Below are 16,521 nucleotides of genomic sequence, written 5' to 3'. Positions count from 1 at the left end.
AAAACCCTAGGTCGGCGACGCCCTGCCGGCGGGCGCCGGTGCTAAAGTGACGCGCACCTCCACCTCCATCACCAAGGCTGTTGGACCACGACCATGCCAAGCCCGGACGCGCCGCCCCCGCGCAAGCTGCCCGCCTGGGCCTGGCCCTGGGTGGCGTTGGCCACCGCCGGGGCCTACGCGTTGGCCGGCTGGCTGGCGCTGGGTTTGCGTGCCGCACCGGACTACGCCATCGTGGTGTTTTTGCCGGCTGGGGTGGCCGCCGGCGCAACCCTGGTCGCCGGCCCGGCGGCCCTGCCTGGCGTGCTGCTGGGGTCGTTGGCCGTGCAAGCGATGACCCACCACGCGTTGGGCCACACCGAGTACCCATGGACGATGCTGGTGCCGGCGCTGGGGGCCACGGCGATGGCGCACCTGGCCGCGTGGGCGGCGCGGCGCTGGGCCGGCTACCCAGGCCCGTTGGACGCGCCGATGCAGGTGGTGCGGCTGTTGTTTGCGGTGTTGCCGTTGACCGCGCTGCTCAACGCCAGCGTGGCGGTGCCCACGCTTGTGTGGACCGGCACCATCCCCGCCGCCGACGCCGCTGGACAATGGCTGAGCTGGTGGCTGGGCGATGCGCTGGGCATGGTGCTGCTGGTGCCGCTGGCGCTGGTGCTGTTCGGCCAACCACGCCCGCTGTGGTGGGCGCGCCGCTACAGCGTTGGGTTGCCGCTGCTGGTGGCGCTGCTGCTGGTCAGTGGGGCGGTGCACCTGCTGTTCCAAACCCAATACGATCGGCAGCAACTGCTGATGCAACAAATCACCAGCCAGGCGGGTCAAGCGCTGCAGCGGCGGCTGGACGCGCAACTCGACGCGTTGGAAGCGATGGGGCAGCTGCTGGCGCGCAAGCCCGACATGGACCAAGCCGAGTTCGAGGAGGTGGCCGAGCTGTGGCTGCGCCGCCACCAGGGCACGCAGAATTTCACCTTCAACTGGCGGGTGTCGCGCGGCGAGCGTGCCCGCTACGAATGCTGCGACCCTGGCTGGCCGATCCTGGGGCGCGACGCCGCCGGCCAGCGCTTCCCCGCCCCTGACGCCGACGAACACATCGTGATCACGCGCCTGGCCCCGCTGCGCGGCAACGAAGCCGCGCGCGGGCTGGACGTGCTGACCTACGCGCCGCTGCGCGAGGCCGTGCAACAGGCCATCGCCACCGGCCGCCCCCAGGCCACCGAGCCGTTTCGCCTGGTGCAGGAAACCGGCACCCAGCGCGGCATCGTGGTGTACCACGCGGTGCGCGCGCCGACGGCGCCGCACACGCTGCTGGGCATCGCCTCCAGCGCCTTCCGCATGGGCGACGTCACGCAAGCGGCGCTGGAGGCGCTGCCGACCCGAGACCTGACGTTGTGCCTGGTGGACGAGCAAGCCCGTCCCGACAACCGGGTGTTGGCCGGGGCGCCCGACTGCGCCCAGCAACGCGGCGTGCCGAGGGACCTGGTGCACGCCTGGCCGCTGCGCTTTGCCCAGCGCGCCTGGCGGCTGCAGGTGACGCCCCAACCGGCCTTTTGGCGCCACGGCGCCGCGGACACGCGTATGCAGCTCACCGCCGTCATCGGCTTTGCGGCGGTGGGGTTGTTGGCCGCCCTGCTGCTGGTCGGCACCGGGCAACGACGCCGTGTCGAGCAGTTGGTGCGCGAGCGCACGCTGGCGCTGGCGCACAGCCACGCGCAGCTGCAACAACTGGCCCATTACGACCCGCTGACCGGGCTGCTCAACCGCACCCGTTGGGCCGAGGTGGCGCGCGGCGTGCTGGACAGCGCGCGGCGCGAGCAGCGCATGGTGGCGGTGGCCTTCATGGACCTGGACCGCTTCAAACAGGTCAACGACACCCTGGGCCACGCCCAGGGTGACCGGCTGCTGCAGGCGTTGGCGGGGCGCTTGCAGCAGGTGCTGCGCAACCGCGACGTGCTGGCGCGCTTCGGCGGCGATGAATTCGTGGCGCTGCTGCCGTGGATCAAAGGGCAAGCGGGCGCCGAGGTGGTGGCGCGCAAGCTCAGCCAGGCGTTGGAAGCGCCCATCGAGCTCGACGGCACCTCGGTGCGCATGGGGGCCAGCATCGGCGTGGCGATCTTCCCCGACGACGGCGACGACCTCGACACGCTGCTGCGCCACGCCGACACCGCGATGTACGCCGCCAAGGCCGCCGGGCGCAACCAGTGGCGTTTTTTCGAGCCGTCGATGCACGCCGGCGTGTCGCGCCGGCTGACGCTGGAGACCGCGCTGCGCGCCGCGCTGGCCAACCCCGACGGCGCGGGCCTGCACCTGCACTACCAGCCGCAGGTGCGTGCCGAAGACGGCCGCGTGGTCGGGGTCGAGGCGTTGTTGCGCTGGCGCCACCCCGAATTGGGGCCGCTGTCGCCGGCGGAATTCGTGCGCGTGGCCGAGGAAGCCGGCATCGTCGACCGCCTGGACCACTGGGTGCTGCAGCACAGCCTGGCGCAGTGGGCGCAATGGTGCGCGCAGGCGCCGGCGTTGCTGCAGGACGTGCGCTTGGCGCTCAACGTCTCGGCGCAGGAGTTGGTCCACGGCACGCTGCTGGAACGCGTGCGCACCGCGCTGGCCACCCACGGCCTGGGCGCCGACGTGCTCGAGATCGAGATCACCGAAAGCGTGCTGATGCAGGCCGGCGGCGACGCCATCGAGCAGTTGCACGCCTTGCAACGCCTGGGCGTGTCGATCAGCCTGGACGACTTCGGCACCGGCTATTCGAGCTTGAGCTACCTGAAGCGCCTGCCCATCGCCACACTCAAGATCGACCGCAGCTTCGTCGATGGCATCCCGCACGACGCCGACAGCGTCGCCATCGTGCGCGCCACCCTGTCGATGGCGCACGACCTGGACTTGGCGGTGGTGGCCGAGGGCGTCGAGACCGTGGCGCAACGCGACTTTTTGCGCGCGCACGGCTGCACCGTGCTGCAAGGCTGGCTGTTTGCGCGCGCGATGCCACCGGACGCACTGTTGGCCTGGCTGCGCACCCAACGCAGCGCCGCCACCGCATAATCCCCGCGACGCGATGGACCTCAAACCCCTCATCACGCTGCTGGCCATTGTCAACCCGCTGGCCATCGTGCCGTTTTTCATCCACTACACGCAGGGCATGACCCGCGCGCAGCGTCGTCGCACGGTGTGGATCTCGTCGTGCACGGCGTTTGCGGTGATCGCCGCGTGCGCGCTGGCGGGGCTGCAAATCCTGGACTTTTTCGGCATCTCGCTGGCCAGCTTCCAGGTCGGCGGCGGCATGTTGCTGCTGATGTCGTCGATGGCCATGCTCAACGCCCAGCCGGCCGAAGCCAAAACCACGCGCGAGGAGGTGCACGACGCCGCCAGCCGTGCGTCGATCGCCGTGGTGCCGCTGACGATCCCGCTCCTGACCGGGCCGGCCACGATGTCCACCGTCGTCATTTACGCCGAGCGCGCGCAGACCTTTTGGCAGCACGCCGCGCTGGTGGGCTACGGCGTGGTGGTGGCGCTGGCCACGGCGCTGTGCTTCACGCTGGCCGTGCCGATCGAGCGCGCGCTGGGCAAAACCGGCATCAACGTGATGACCCGCCTGATGGGCCTGATCCTGGCCGCGTTGGCGGTGGAGGTGATGGCCGCCGGTTTGCAGCGGCTCTTTCCGGCGCTGGGCGTCCCCGCCTGACGGCGACGCCGACGCCACCCCGGGCACACCTTGGCACAATCGGCGCCATGGACGCTGACGCCCCCACCCCTTGGCCCCACGACGACCAACCCCACGGCGCGGCCGGCCCCCTGGCCGGTGTGCGCGTGCTGGAGCTGGGCCAACTGATCGCCGGGCCGTTTGCCGCGCGCGTGCTGGCCGACTTCGGCGCCGACGTCATCAAGATCGAGCCGCCTGGCCAGGGCGATCCGCTACGCAAGTGGCGCCTGCTGCGCGACGGCACCTCGGTGTGGTGGGAAGTGCAATCCCGCAACAAACGCTCGGTGTGCGCGGACCTGCGCACCCCCGAAGGTCAGACGCTGGTGCGGCAGCTGGCGGCCCAGGCTGATGTGCTGATCGAGAACTTCAAGCCCGGCACGCTGGAGGGCTGGGGGCTGGGCTGGGAGGCGCTGCACGCCCTCAACCCGCGCCTGATCATGCTGCGCGTCTCAGGCTACGGCCAAACCGGCCCCTACGCGCACAAACCCGGCTTTGCCATCCTGGGCGAAGCCATGGGCGGCCTGCGCTACCTGACCGGCGAGCCAGGGCGCGTGCCGGTGCGCTGCGGCGTGTCGATCGGCGACTCCATCGCGGCGCTGCACGGCGTCATCGGCGTGCTGCTGGCGCTGTACCACCGCGACGCCCGCGGCGGGCAGGGGCAAATGGTGGACGTGGCGCTGTACGAGAGCGTGTTCAACCTGATGGAAAGCCTGCTGCCCGAATACGACGCCTTTGGCGTGGTGCGCCAGCGTGCGGGCAGCGCCTTGCCCGGCATTGCGCCATCCAACGCCTACCGCTGCCGCGCGGCGGGCGATGACCCCGAGCCCTACGTGTTGATCGGTGGCAACGGCGACGGCATCTTCCGACGCCTGATGCACGCCATCGGCCGCCCCGACCTGGCCGACGACCCCGCGCTGGCCCACAACGACGGCCGCGCGCGCCGCGCGGCGGAACTGGACGCCGCCATCGAGGCCTGGACGCAGCAGCGTACGGTGGAGGAGGTCATTGCGGCGCTGGAGGCCGCCGACGTGCCCGTGGGCCGCATCTACACCGCGGCCGACATCGCCCATGACCCCCACTACGCCGCGCGCGGCATGGTGGTGCACGCCACCGACCGCGAAGGCCGGCCCCTCAAAGTCCCGGGCGTCGTGCCCAAGCTCAGCGCCACACCGGGGCGGCTGCGCACGCCCGCGCCACGCCTGGGCGAACACGGCGCGCAGGTGGCCGGCGGGCGCTGGCGCGCGCCCGACTGACACCGGCCTCAACCGCCCGGCACACCTTCAGCGAAGATCACCATGACGACCACAGGGAGCTTGACCATCACCCCGGCCGCGCCGCCCGCCGCGGCGGCCACGGCGCCGTTCACACCGCCACCGCAGCGCCTGGCCTGGCGGCGCCTGGCGGCGCTGGCGCGCCAGCCCCAACCGCACTTGCGCACGCTGCTCGATGCGCACGACCCGACGCGCGCCCAGGCGCTGCGGTTCGAGGCCGCTGGGGTGACGTTGGACGCCACCCGTCAGGCGTTGACGCTGCCGGTGTGGCGCGCGCTGCTGGACATGGCCACCGAGGTTGGCCTGCGCGACCACGCCCACGCGATGTGGCGCGGTGCACCCATCAACGCCACCGAAGGCCGCGCGGTGCTGCACGTGGCGCTGCGCGGCAGCCAGATCGACGCTCCACCGTGGGGCACCGCCATCCGCGACGCCGTGCGGCACGAGCTGCAACGCTTTTTGGGCATCGCCGAGCGCGTGCGCACCGGCGCCTGGCAGGGCCACGACGGCCAACCGATCACGGATGTCGTCAACCTCGGCATCGGCGGCTCCGACCTTGGGCCGCGCATGGCGGTGCACGCGCTCGGGCCCACCAGCGCCGGCCCGGTGCGGGTGCACTTCGTCTCCAACCCCGACGCGTGGGCGCTGTGGGAGGTGCTGCGGCCGCTGCAGCCCCGTCGGACGTTGTTCATCATCCAGAGCAAAACGTTCACCACCCACGAGACGCTGCTGCTGGCGGCCAGCGCACGGCGCTGGCTGGCCGATGGCGGCGTGGGCGAGCGTGACCAAGGCCCCCACTGGGTCGCCGTCACCGCCCACCCGCAACGGGCGCAGGCGTGGGGTGTGGCGGCGCACCAGGTGTTGCGGATCTGGGACTGGGTCGGGGGGCGCTATTCGCTGTGGAGCGCGATCGGGCTGCCGCTGGCCATCAGCATCGGCCGCGCCGCGTTCGAGCAACTGCTGGCCGGCGCGCATGCGATGGACGACCATTTCCTGCACGCCCCGCTGGAGCACAACCTGCCGCTGGCGCTGGCCTTGTTGGGGGTGTGGAACCGCAACTTCCTGGGCTGCCCGACCCACCTGTTGGCGCTGTACGACGCCCGGCTGGCCGAATTCGCGCGCTTCATCCAGCAAATGGACATGGAGTCCAACGGCAAGTCGGTGCACGTCGACGGTCAGCCCGTGACAGTCGAAACCGGGCCGATCGTCTGGGGCGGCCTGGGCAACGATGCTCAACACGCGTACTTCCAGCTGCTGCACCAAGGCACCCACCGGGTACCTGTGGATTTCATCGGTGTGCGCGAAACGGATGCTCCGCTACCCACCGCACCCCTTCACCAAAAACTTTTGCACACCAACCTGCTGGCCCAGGCCGAGGCCCTCGCGCGCGGCCGCGACGCCGAGGCCGCCGCCGCCGCGCTGCGCGCCGAGGGGCTCAGCGACGACGAGGTGCAGCGTCTGACCCCGCACCGCACCTACCGCGGCAACGTACCCAGCAACATCCTGTGGCTGCCACGGTTGGACCCGTTCCACCTCGGGGCTCTGGTTGCCGCTTACGAGCACAAGGTGTTCTGTCAGGCGGCGCTGTGGGGCATCAACGCCTACGACCAATGGGGCGTGGAGCTGGGCAAGACGATGGCGCGCACCCTGGCGTCCAGCACCCCGTAAACAAATTACACTCGCAGCCGCCCTCCACCGACCGCACGCCCCGCCATGCCCCGCTCGACCACCCACGCCGCCTCACCCCGTGTTCCGGCCAAGGACCTGCCGTTGGTGGAGGACATCCGCCTGCTGGGCCGCATCCTGGGCGATGTGATCCGCGAGCACGAGGGGGCGGCCACCTTCGAGTTGATCGAACGCATCCGCCAACTCTCGGTCGCGTACCGCCGCCACGCCGACCGTCGCGCGCAGCAGTCGCTGCAGACGCTGCTGCAGGGCCTCAGCGACGCGCAGGCGGTCAGCGTCATCCGCGCGTTCACCTACTTCAGCCACCTGGCCAACCTGGCCGAGGACCGGCACCACATCCGCCGTCGCGAGGTGCACGAGCGCGCCGGCCACGTGCAACCCGGCAGCCTGGCGCACACGTGGCGGCGGCTGCAACGCCGCGGCATCGGGCACGAGCAGGTGCGCCAAACGCTGCAAAGCGCTCACGTTTCACCGGTGCTGACGGCCCACCCCACCGAAGTGCAGCGCAAAAGCATCCGCGACGCCGAGGCAGCGATCGCCGACCTGTTGCGCGAGCGCGACGCCATCCGCGCGCAGGCGGCCGCCGCCGGCAGCCGTGGCCACGACCGCGTGCTGCACCGTGCGCTGCACGCCAACGAAGCGGCGCTGCGCGCGCGCATCACCCAGTTGTGGCACACGCGGCTGCTGCGCTTTTCGCACCTGACGGTGGCCGACGAGATTGGCAACGCGCTGGCGTACTTCGAGCGCACCTTCATCCCCGAGCTGCCGCGCCTGTACGCCGACCTGGAACACACGCTGGGTGCGCCGGTGCCGCCGTTTCTGCGGCTGGGCCAGTGGACGGGGGGCGACCGCGACGGCAACCCCAACGTCAACGCCGACACGCTGCACCTGGCGCTGCAACGTCAGGCCGACCTGATCCTGCGCCACTACCTGCGCGAAGTCCACCTGCTCGGCGCGGAGCTGTCACTGTCGGCGATGTTGCTGCCCCCACCGCCCGCGCTGCAGGCGCTGGCCGCGGCCTCGCCCGACCGCAACGCGCACCGCGAAGACGAGCCGTACCGCCGCGCGCTGATCGGCATCTACGCCCGGCTGGCCGCCACGCTGCAGCAACTCACCGGGGGCGAGGCGGCACGCCATGCGGTCGCGCCGCAGGACCCCTACCCGAGCGCCGACGCCTTCGTGGCCGACCTGCGCGTGCTCGACGAGGCGCTGGTGCAACAGGGCTGCGCCGCGCTGGCCGAGCCACGTCTGCGCCCGCTGCTGCGCGCCGCGCAGGCGTTTGGTTTCCACCTGGCCACGTTGGACCTGCGGCAAAGCAGCGACCAGCACGAGCACGCCGTGGCCGAGTTGCTGGCCGCCGCGGGCGTGCACGGGAGCTACCCTGCGCTGGCCGAGGCCGACAAGCGCCGCGTGCTGCTGCAGGCGCTGGCCGATCCGCGGCCGCTGCGCATCCCCGAGCGCGCCTACAGCCCCACCACCGAGCGCGAACTGGCCGTCTTTGCCGCGGCGCGCCAGGCCCGCCGCCACTACGGGGGCGCCGCCATCCGCCACGCCATCATCAGCCACACCGAGGCCGTCAGCGACCTGCTGGAGGTGCTGGTGCTGCAAAAAGAAACCGGGCTGCTGCACGGCGCCTGGGGCCACGACGCGCGCGCCGAGCTGATCGTGGTGCCGCTGTTCGAAACCATTGAGGACCTGCAGCGCGCCGCCACCATCATGGCCGAGTACTACGCCATCCCCGGCGTGGCGGCGCTGGTGGCCCACGGCGGGGCGCTGGAGTACGGCGAGCAAGACATCATGCTCGGCTACTCGGACAGCAACAAGGACGGCGGCATCTTCACCAGCAACTGGTCGCTGTACCAGGCCGAGGTGGCGCTGGCGGCGCTGTTCGACCGCCTGGCCACCGAGCTGCCGCGGCCGGTGCGCATGCGGCTGTTCCACGGCCGCGGCGGCACCGTGGGGCGCGGCGGCGGCCCCAGCTACGAAGCCATCCTGGCCCAACCCGCAGGCACCGTGCGCGGGCAGTTGCGCCTGACCGAACAGGGCGAGGTGATCGCCTCCAAGTACGGCCACCCCGACATCGGGCGGCGCAACCTGGAAACCCTGGTGGCCGCCACGCTGGAAGCGACCCTGCTGCCGCCGCGCCAGGCGGTGCCCAAGCGCTTCGTGCAGGCGGCCGAAGCGCTGTCGCGCGCCAGCATGGCCGCGTACCGCGCGCTGGTGTACGAAACACCGGGCTTTGCCGATTATTTTTTCAGCGCCACCCCGATCCGCGAAATCGCCGAACTCAACATCGGCTCACGCCCGGCGTCGCGCACCGGCTCGCAGCGCATCGAAGACCTGCGCGCCATCCCGTGGAGCTTCAGCTGGGGGCAGTGCCGCCTGACGCTGCCGGGGTGGTACGGTCTGGGCAGCGGTGTGCAGGCGCTGTGCGAACAGATGGGGCACGACACCGCGCTGGCGCTGTTGCGCGAGATGCACGCGCGCTGGCCGTTTTTCGCCACCTTGCTCAGCAACGTCGACATGGTGCTGGCCAAAAGCGACCTGGCGCTGGGCGCGCTGTACGCGCAACTGGTGGACAACCGTGCCTTGCGGCGCCGCGTCATGGGGGCCATCGAGGCCGAATGGCACCGCACCCACGAAGCGCTGGCCGCCATCACCGGTCACGCGCAGCGCCTGGCCAACAACCCCGCGCTGGCACGTTCGATCGAGCACCGCTTCCCCTACATCGACCCGCTGCACCACCTCCAAGTCGAGCTGATCCGCCGCTACCGCGCCGGCAACCACGAAGAAAAGGTCAAGCGCGGCATCCACTTGTCGATCAACGGCATCGCCGCGGGGCTGCGCAACACGGGCTGATGGCGCGGCCGGCGCCGATTGGTGGATACTTCGCACCATGCTCGAACGTATCCAAGCCTGCCTGCCCTCGTTGCCCGCGGCCGAACAGCGCGTCGCGCGGCTGGTGCTGGACGACCCGCGGCGCTTTGCCAAGCTGCCGGTGGGGGAACTGGCGGCCATGGCGGGCGTGAGCAAGCCGACCGTGCTGCGCTTTTGCCGCAGCCTGGGCTACGACGGCCTGACCGACTTCAAGCTGAAGCTTGCCGGCACCGTCAGCGAAGGCGTGCCCTACATCCACCGCAGCGTCGACGAGGGCGACGACGTGCCCGAGGTCGCCGTCAAGGTCATCGACAACACGGTGGCGGCGCTGCTCCAATTTCGCAACGACCTCTCACCCACCACGCTGCGCAAGGCGGTCGACGCGCTGGAGCAGGCCTGGCGTGGCCGCCACCGCATCGAAATCTACGGCGTGGGCAACTCCGGCGTCGTGGCGCTGGACGCGCAGCACAAGCTGTTTCGGCTGGGTGTCAACTGCCGCGCGTTTGCCGACGGCCACCTGCAGGTGATGAGCGCCGCGCTGCTCAAGCCGGGCGACGTCGTGCTGGTCGTGTCCAACTCCGGCCGCACGCGCGACCTCATCGACGCCACCGACGTGGCGCGCAAAAACGGCGCGCTCACCATCGCCATCACCCGCACGCGCAGCCCGCTGGCGCTGACCGCCGACATCCACCTGCCCGCCGACCACGCCGAACGTTACGACCAGGACATGCCGATGCTGTCGCGCCTGATCCACCTGGTGTTGGTGGACATCTTGGTGACCGCGCTGGCGCTGCGCATGGGCACGGCGCTGGTGCAGCCGATGCTCAAAGCCGTCAAAGCGCAAATCAGCAGCAAACGTTATGCCTGAACACACCATCGATCCCATGCTGCCGCTGGCGTTCATCGGCGGCGGCAACATGGCCAACGCCATCGTCGGCGCCTTGGTGCGCGCCGGGCACGTGGCGCACCAGATCACCGTCGTCGATCCCGGGGTTGAGGCGCGCCAGCGCCTGCGCGAGCGCTGGGGCGTGACGACGCTGGCCGAGCCCGGCCCGGCGCTGCACCGCGCGGCGTTGGTGGTGTGGGCCATCAAGCCGCAGCAGTTTCGCGAGGCCGCCCAAGCGGCGGCGCCGTACTTGGGTGACGCGCTGCACCTGAGCGTGGCCGCGGGCATCCGCTGCGCCAGCATCGCGGCGTGGAGCGGCAGCGCGCGCATCGTGCGCGCCATGCCCAACACGCCGGCGCTGGTGGGCTTGGGCATGACCGGGCTGTACGCCACCCCGTCGGTCAGCGGCGACGACCGTGCGCTGGCCGAAGCGGTGCTGGCGCTGACGGGCGAATTCCTGTGGGTGGAAGACGAAGCGCTGCTGGACGCGGTCACCGCCCTGTCCGGCTCGGGGCCGGCGTACGTGTTTTACCTGCTGGAGGCGATGCGCGACGCCGGCGTGGCCATGGGCTTGAGCGCCGAGCAGGCGCTGCGGCTGGCCACCGCCACCTTCGCCGGCGCGGCGCGGCTGGCGCGCGACGCCGGTGAGCCGCCCGAGACGCTGCGCGAGCGTGTCACCTCCAAAGGCGGCACCACCGCCGCAGCGCTGGAGGTGCTGCACGCGCACGACGTGCGTGGCGCGTTCGTGCAGGCGTTGCAAGCCGCCCAGCGGCGCGCCGCCGAGCTGGCCGACGCGTTTGGCCGCTGAGGGTCGGGGCAGGCGCTACGCCGCCCCGCCCAGCGCGAGCTGCAGCACCACCCCGGCAAACAGGCTGGCACCCAGCCAGTGGTTGTGGCGAAACGCCGCAAAACACCCCTCGCGTGTACGGTGGCGGATCAGCCACGCGTGCCACACCACCTGCGCGGCCGCCAGCGCCACCCCGGCCGCCAGCCACGGCCCGCCCGCCAGCGGCCACACCAGCCACGTCCACAGCACCAGGTGCAGCACGTAAAACGCCAGCACCGCCGCCACATCCCAGCGGCCCAGCGTGATGGCCGAGGTGCGAATGCCAATGCGCAGGTCGTCGTCGCGGTCCACCATCGCGTACTCGGTGTCGTAGGCCAGCACCCAAAACAGGTTGGCCACGAGCAAGGCCCACGCCAGCGCCGGCACCTCGCCGCGCACGGCGGCAAACGCCATCGGGATGCCAAAGCTGAACGCCACGCCCAGCACCGCCTGCGGCATGGCAAAAAAGCGCTTCGTGTAGGGGTAGAACACCGCCACGGCCAGCGCGGCGAACGACCACGCCACCGCGGCCGGGCGGGTCGTCAACACCAGCGCGAACGCCAGCAGCGCCAACGCCGCCCCCACCAGCAGCGCCTCGCGCACGCTGAGGCGACCACTCGTCACCGGGCGCTGGGCGGTGCGCTTGACGTGGCGGTCGAAGTCGCGGTCGGCCACGTCGTTGACACAGCAGCCGGCGCTGCGCATCAGGATGGTGCCGCCCACGAACACCAGCAACAGGTGCCACCCCGGCCATCCCCCCGCGGACAGCCACAGCGCGCTGAGGGTCGGCCACAACAGCAGCAACCAACCCGCGGGCCGGTCCCAGCGGATCAGGTCCAGGTACAACGCCAGCCGCGTGCGCCACGCGGGCGGCAGGGGGTGCAGGGTCGCGTTCATGCTCATCAGGTCAGGCGGCGGCAGCCTGGCAGTTCGCAGGCGTAAACGGCGTTGCGCAACGCGGCGATGGCCTCGTAGCGGGTGAAGCTGCGCCGCCAGGCCAGCACCACGCGGCGCGTCGGCGGCTCGCCGGCCAGCGGCAGGTAGCGCACATAGCCGGCGTCGCCCTCGGCAGGGGCGCCCGCGCCCTCCAGCGCGCCCTTGGGCACCGACAGGCGTGGCACCAGCGTCACCCCCATGCCGGCGGCGACCATGTGCTTGATGGTCTCCAGCGACGAGCCTTCGAAGCTTTTTTGGATGCCCTCGCTGTGGTCGGAAAAGCGCGCAAACTCCGGACACACCTGCAGCACGTGGTCGCGAAAGCAGTGCCCGTTGCCCAGCAGCAGCATCGTTTCGCGCTTGAGGTCGTCCACCGTCACCGAGTCGCGCGCCGCCAACGGGTGGTCACGCGGCACGGCGGCCACGAACGGCTCGTCGTACAGCGGCGCCACCGCCAGGTTGGTGTCGGGAAACGGCTCGGCCAGGATGGCGGCGTCGATCTCGCCCAGGCGCAACTGCTCCAGCAGCTTGACGGTGAAGTTTTCTTGCAGGATCAGCGGCATTTGCCGCGCACGCTCGATGACTTGCTTGACGAGGTCGGGCAGCAGGTAGGGCGCGATGGTGTAAATCAACCCCAGCCGCAGCGGGCCGGCCAACGGGTCTTTGCCGCGCTTGGCGATTTCCTTGATCGCCGCGGCCTGCTCCAGCACCACCTGCGCTTGGCGCACGATCTCCTGCCCCAGCGGCGTGACGGTCACTTCAGCGGCGCTGCGCTCGAAGATTTTGACCTCCAGCTCCTCCTCGAGCTTTTTGACCGCCACCGACAGCGTGGGTTGCGACACGAAGCACGCCTCGGCCGCCCGGCCGAAGTGCCGTTCGCGCGCCACGGCGACGATGTATTTGAGTTCGGTCAGTGTCATCGATCGTCCCATAGGGGGCTACCTCCGTCGGTGGGGCAGCCCACGACCCCTCTCAGGCTTTCAGGTAGTCCAATTTTGCCCCGAGCCAGCGCTGCACGTGCCGCTGCGCCTGGGTCGGCGCGTGCGCCCACATCCACGGCGCCCAGCGCTGCGCCCACTCGATCAGGTCGGCGTCGCGCTGCAGGTCGGCAAAGCGCAGCATCGGCAGACCCGACTGGCGCGCGCCCAAAAACTCGCCCGGGCCGCGAATCGCGAGGTCGCGCCGCGCGATCTCAAAGCCATCGTGCGTCTCGACCATGGCGCGCAGCCGCTCGCGCGCGGCCTCGCCCAAGCGCCCCGCCTCGCCCGGACTGTACAGCAGCACGCACGCCGCCGCCAGCGATCCCCGCCCGACGCGGCCGCGCAACTGGTGCAACTGGCTCAGCCCAAAGCGCTCGGCGTGCTCGACCACCATCAGCGTCGCGTTGGGCACATCCACCCCAACTTCGATGACCGTGGTGGCCACCAGCACCGCCAGCTCGCCGCGCGCGAAGGCGGCCATCACGGCCTTTTTTTCGGCGGTGGGCAAGCGGGCGTGCAACAGCCCCACCCGCACCGGGCGCCCTTGGGCGTCCAACGCCCCGTGCAACGCGGCGGTCAATTCGGCGTGCGTGGCGGTGGCCGCGCGCAAGTCCAGCGCTTCGCTTTCCTCGACCAGCGGGCACACCCAGTACACCTGGCGCCCCTGCGCCACCTGGGCGCGGATGCGCTCAATGACCTGCGCACGCCGCGTGTCGGCCAGCAGCTTGGTGACCACCGGCGTGCGCCCGGGGGGCAGTTCGTCCAGCGTCGAGACATCGACGTCGCCAAACGCGGTCATGGCCAGCGTGCGCGGGATGGGCGTGGCGCTCATCATCAGCAAGTGCGGCTCCAGCCCCACCGCCTGCGCCCCCGCTTTGCCACGCAGCGCCAACCGCTGCTCGACGCCGAAGCGGTGTTGCTCGTCCACAATGGCCAGCCCCAGGCGTTGGAACACCACCTGCTGCTGGATGACGGCGTGCGTGCCCACCACCAGCGCCGCCTGGCCTTGCGCGATCGCCTGCAGCATGGCCTGGCGCTGCGCACGCGGCTGCGCCCCGGTCAGCCACGCCACGCTGCGGCCCGACGGTTGCAGCAGCGGCTCAAGCCACTGCACCAACTTGCCAAAGTGCTGCTCGGCCAGGATTTCGGTCGGCGCCATCAAGGCGCACTGCCAGCCCGCGTCGATGGCGGTGGCGGCGGCCAGCGCGGCCACCACGGTTTTGCCGCTGCCCACGTCCCCCTGCAGCAAGCGGTGCATCGGGTGGGCGCGGGCCAGGTCGGCGGCGATCTCGGCCACCACACGCCGCTGCGCCCCGGTCAACGCGAACGGCAACGCCGCCTGCAACCTGGCCGGCAGCCCGCCGTCGGGCGCCGCACGCAGCACGGGGGCGCGCAGCGCCGCGCGCTGCTGGCGCGCCTGCCACTGCGCCAACTGCTGCGCCAGCAACTCCTCGGCCGCCAGGCGCCGCCAGGCGGGATGGGTGCGCTGCTGCAGCGCGTCGCGCTCGACGTCAGGCGGCGGCTGGTGCAGCACACGCAGCGCTTGCGGCAGCGTCCAAGCCCGTCCGTGGACACCGGGCAGCTCGGCCAGCGCGGCCGCAGGCACCGTGTCGTCCCACGCCAGGCGCGCCAGCGCCCGCTGGATGGCGGCGCGCAGGTACGCCTGGGGCAAGCCGGCGGTGGTGGGGTACACCGGCGTCAAGCCGGTCGGCAAAGGCGCATCGGGCGCCAGCAGGCGCGGGTGCACCATGCTCCAGCCGGCCCAGCCGCCGCGCAGCTCGCCGTGCGCCCGCACCCGCGCCCCGAGCGCGAGCCGCTGCCGGTGCGTGGGGTAAAAGGTAAAAAAGCGCAGCGTCACGCGCGCGCCATCGTCGCCCTGCACCACGGCCACCAACTGGCGCCGCGGGCGCGCCAGCACCTCGCAGCTCAGCACCACCCCCTCCACCAGCGCCTCGTCGCCGTCGCGGGCCTGCCCCAGCGGGGTGACGCGGGTCAGGTCCTCGTAGCGCAACGGCAGGTGCAGCACCAGCGCGGTGTCGTCGGTCAGCCCTAAGCGCTGCAGGGCGCGCTGCGCGGCGCTGACGGGCGCGCGCGCCGCCGGCGGGCCAGCCGGGCAGGGGGACTCGGGCGAGGCGGCGGCGGGGCGCGGCATGGGGCGATGCTAGCATCGCCGGCACGCGCGGCACGGCGGGCGGCCCGTCATGCGCGGGCTGGCGCCCCAGGGCCGGGCGACGCCCACGCCGCGCGGTCGCGCCCGCCGCGCTTGGCTTCGTACAGCGCGGCGTCGGCGCGCGCCAGGCAGGCCTGCCACGGCTCGCCGGCCGCATGCACCGCCACCCCGGCTGAGAACGTCACCGGCTGGCCACCGGCGCGCACGTCCTCGGCCACCCGGACGCGCAGGCGTTGCAACAACGCTTGCACCGCCTGCGGCTCGCCCTGCGGCAACCACAGCACGAATTCCTCGCCCCCCAACCGGTACAGACGGTCGCTCTTGCGCAGCACACCGCGCGTCGCGTCGGCAAAACGGCGCAGCACGGCGTCGCCCTCGTCGTGGCCCAGACGGTCGTTGATGGCCTTGAAGTGGTCCAGGTCCACCACCACGAGTGTGCCCAAGGCCCCGCCCGCCTGCGCCAGCTCCAGCTCCAGCAGCCGTCGGTTGCCCACCCCCGTGAGGGCGTCGAGCAGACTCAACGTGCGCCAGCCGCGAATGTGCTGCTGCGCCTGCTGGGCCACCACGTAGCCCAGCAACGCCGTCAGCGAGGCGGTGAAGATAAAAAACGGCAGCCCCTCGTGGCCGCCCAGCTCGTTCCACGACAGCGCCGCCGCCCCGGCGATGGCGGCCAAGCCCAGCACGATGGCTGCCGCCGGCGGCACCAGAAAAAACAGCATCAGCACGCCGGGGTAGGTCCAAAACAAGGCCGCAAACCGCGCCGCCCACCCGATGGCCCAGATGCCGCCCACGATGGCCAGCCCCACCACCCACCCCGCGCGCCGGGTGTCGCCGCTGCGCCAGGCGTACCCCGCCGCGCCGCTGAGCAGCGCGGACAACGCCAGGTCGTTGGCCATGGCCACCCAATTGCCCTGCCAAGCCCGGTACACCGCGAACGGCAGCAGCCACACCACCGTGACGATCACCCCCAACACCAGCACGCCCAGCGTGTAGTCGCCGCGCACGCGCTGCCACAGCGTGTGCACACCCCCGGTGGGCAGCACCGATGGCGGTGCATGCCTGTCATCAAAAGGTGGCATGGGACGGTCTCCTCGGCCGGCACGAACGTTCGTTTGTTGTGATGGTAGCGTGATTGACCCGCGCTGGGCGACAATGGCGCCTTGGCGTTTTCCCTTGGTACGGATCCGTCCGGTCC

The 16,521-nt window shown here is 71.4% G+C and carries 11 protein-coding genes; 7 read left to right on the top strand and 4 right to left on the bottom strand.

All coding sequences use genetic code 11. The features are described from left to right. Positions 1–93 precede the first annotated feature (93 nt). Genes EDC36_RS06125 through proC form a run of 7 tightly spaced genes read left to right on the top strand, consistent with a single transcriptional unit; the run spans position 94 to position 11,222 of the window. On the top strand, positions 94–3,036 hold the full coding sequence (locus EDC36_RS06125; protein WP_132962371.1) for a bifunctional diguanylate cyclase/phosphodiesterase: 2,943 nt from the start codon (positions 94–96) through the stop codon (positions 3,034–3,036). A 13-nt stretch (positions 3,037–3,049) separates the two neighbouring features. Beyond that, complete coding sequence (locus tag EDC36_RS06120) at positions 3,050–3,676, top strand: MarC family protein (protein WP_132962370.1); 627 nt, start codon at positions 3,050–3,052, stop codon at positions 3,674–3,676. 47 nt (positions 3,677–3,723) lie between these two features. Then, entirely contained in the window at positions 3,724–4,947 is a 1,224-nt protein-coding gene (locus EDC36_RS06115) for a CaiB/BaiF CoA transferase family protein (protein WP_132962369.1), read from the top strand. Positions 4,948–4,989: 42 nt separating this feature from the next. Next, complete coding sequence (pgi, locus tag EDC36_RS06110) at positions 4,990–6,633, top strand: glucose-6-phosphate isomerase (RefSeq protein WP_132962368.1); 1,644 nt, start codon at positions 4,990–4,992, stop codon at positions 6,631–6,633. Positions 6,634–6,678: 45 nt separating this feature from the next. After that, positions 6,679–9,510, top strand: a complete 2,832-nt coding sequence (gene ppc, locus EDC36_RS06105; RefSeq protein WP_132962367.1) for a phosphoenolpyruvate carboxylase — start codon at positions 6,679–6,681, stop codon at positions 9,508–9,510. A gap of 37 nt (positions 9,511–9,547) precedes the next feature. Beyond that, the gene (locus EDC36_RS06100) at positions 9,548–10,396 is read left to right on the top strand and encodes a MurR/RpiR family transcriptional regulator (protein ID WP_132962366.1); all 849 of its coding nucleotides are present in this window, start codon (positions 9,548–9,550) and stop codon (positions 10,394–10,396) included. Beyond that, positions 10,389–11,222, top strand: a complete 834-nt coding sequence (gene proC, locus EDC36_RS06095) for a pyrroline-5-carboxylate reductase (protein ID WP_132962365.1) — start codon at positions 10,389–10,391, stop codon at positions 11,220–11,222. The genes EDC36_RS06100 and proC overlap by 8 nt, the downstream gene beginning before the upstream one ends. 15 nt (positions 11,223–11,237) lie before the next feature. Here the strand turns inward: proC and ubiA are convergent, their stop codons facing one another. Genes ubiA through EDC36_RS06075 form a run of 4 tightly spaced genes read right to left on the bottom strand, consistent with a single transcriptional unit; the run spans position 11,238 to position 16,405 of the window. Then, the gene (gene ubiA / locus EDC36_RS06090) at positions 11,238–12,137 is read right to left on the bottom strand and encodes a 4-hydroxybenzoate octaprenyltransferase (protein ID WP_132962364.1); all 900 of its coding nucleotides are present in this window, start codon (positions 12,135–12,137) and stop codon (positions 11,238–11,240) included. Positions 12,138–12,142: 5 nt separating this feature from the next. Next, positions 12,143–13,096: a hydrogen peroxide-inducible genes activator gene (locus tag EDC36_RS06085; RefSeq protein ID WP_132962363.1), complete on the bottom strand. Its 954-nt coding sequence runs from the start codon at positions 13,094–13,096 to the stop codon at positions 12,143–12,145. Positions 13,097–13,148: 52 nt separating this feature from the next. Next, positions 13,149–15,308, bottom strand: a complete 2,160-nt coding sequence (gene recG, locus EDC36_RS06080) for an ATP-dependent DNA helicase RecG (RefSeq protein ID WP_132962362.1) — start codon at positions 15,306–15,308, stop codon at positions 13,149–13,151. A 47-nt stretch (positions 15,309–15,355) separates the two neighbouring features. Further along, complete coding sequence (locus EDC36_RS06075) at positions 15,356–16,405, bottom strand: GGDEF domain-containing protein (RefSeq protein ID WP_132962361.1); 1,050 nt, start codon at positions 16,403–16,405, stop codon at positions 15,356–15,358. Positions 16,406–16,521 lie beyond the last annotated feature (116 nt).

This window comes from Tepidimonas ignava (genome assembly GCF_004342625.1).
In the GTDB taxonomy this organism is placed as follows: Bacteria; Pseudomonadota; Gammaproteobacteria; order Burkholderiales; family Burkholderiaceae_C; genus Tepidimonas; species Tepidimonas ignava.
This window is presented reverse-complemented; position numbering and strand designations above follow the sequence as displayed.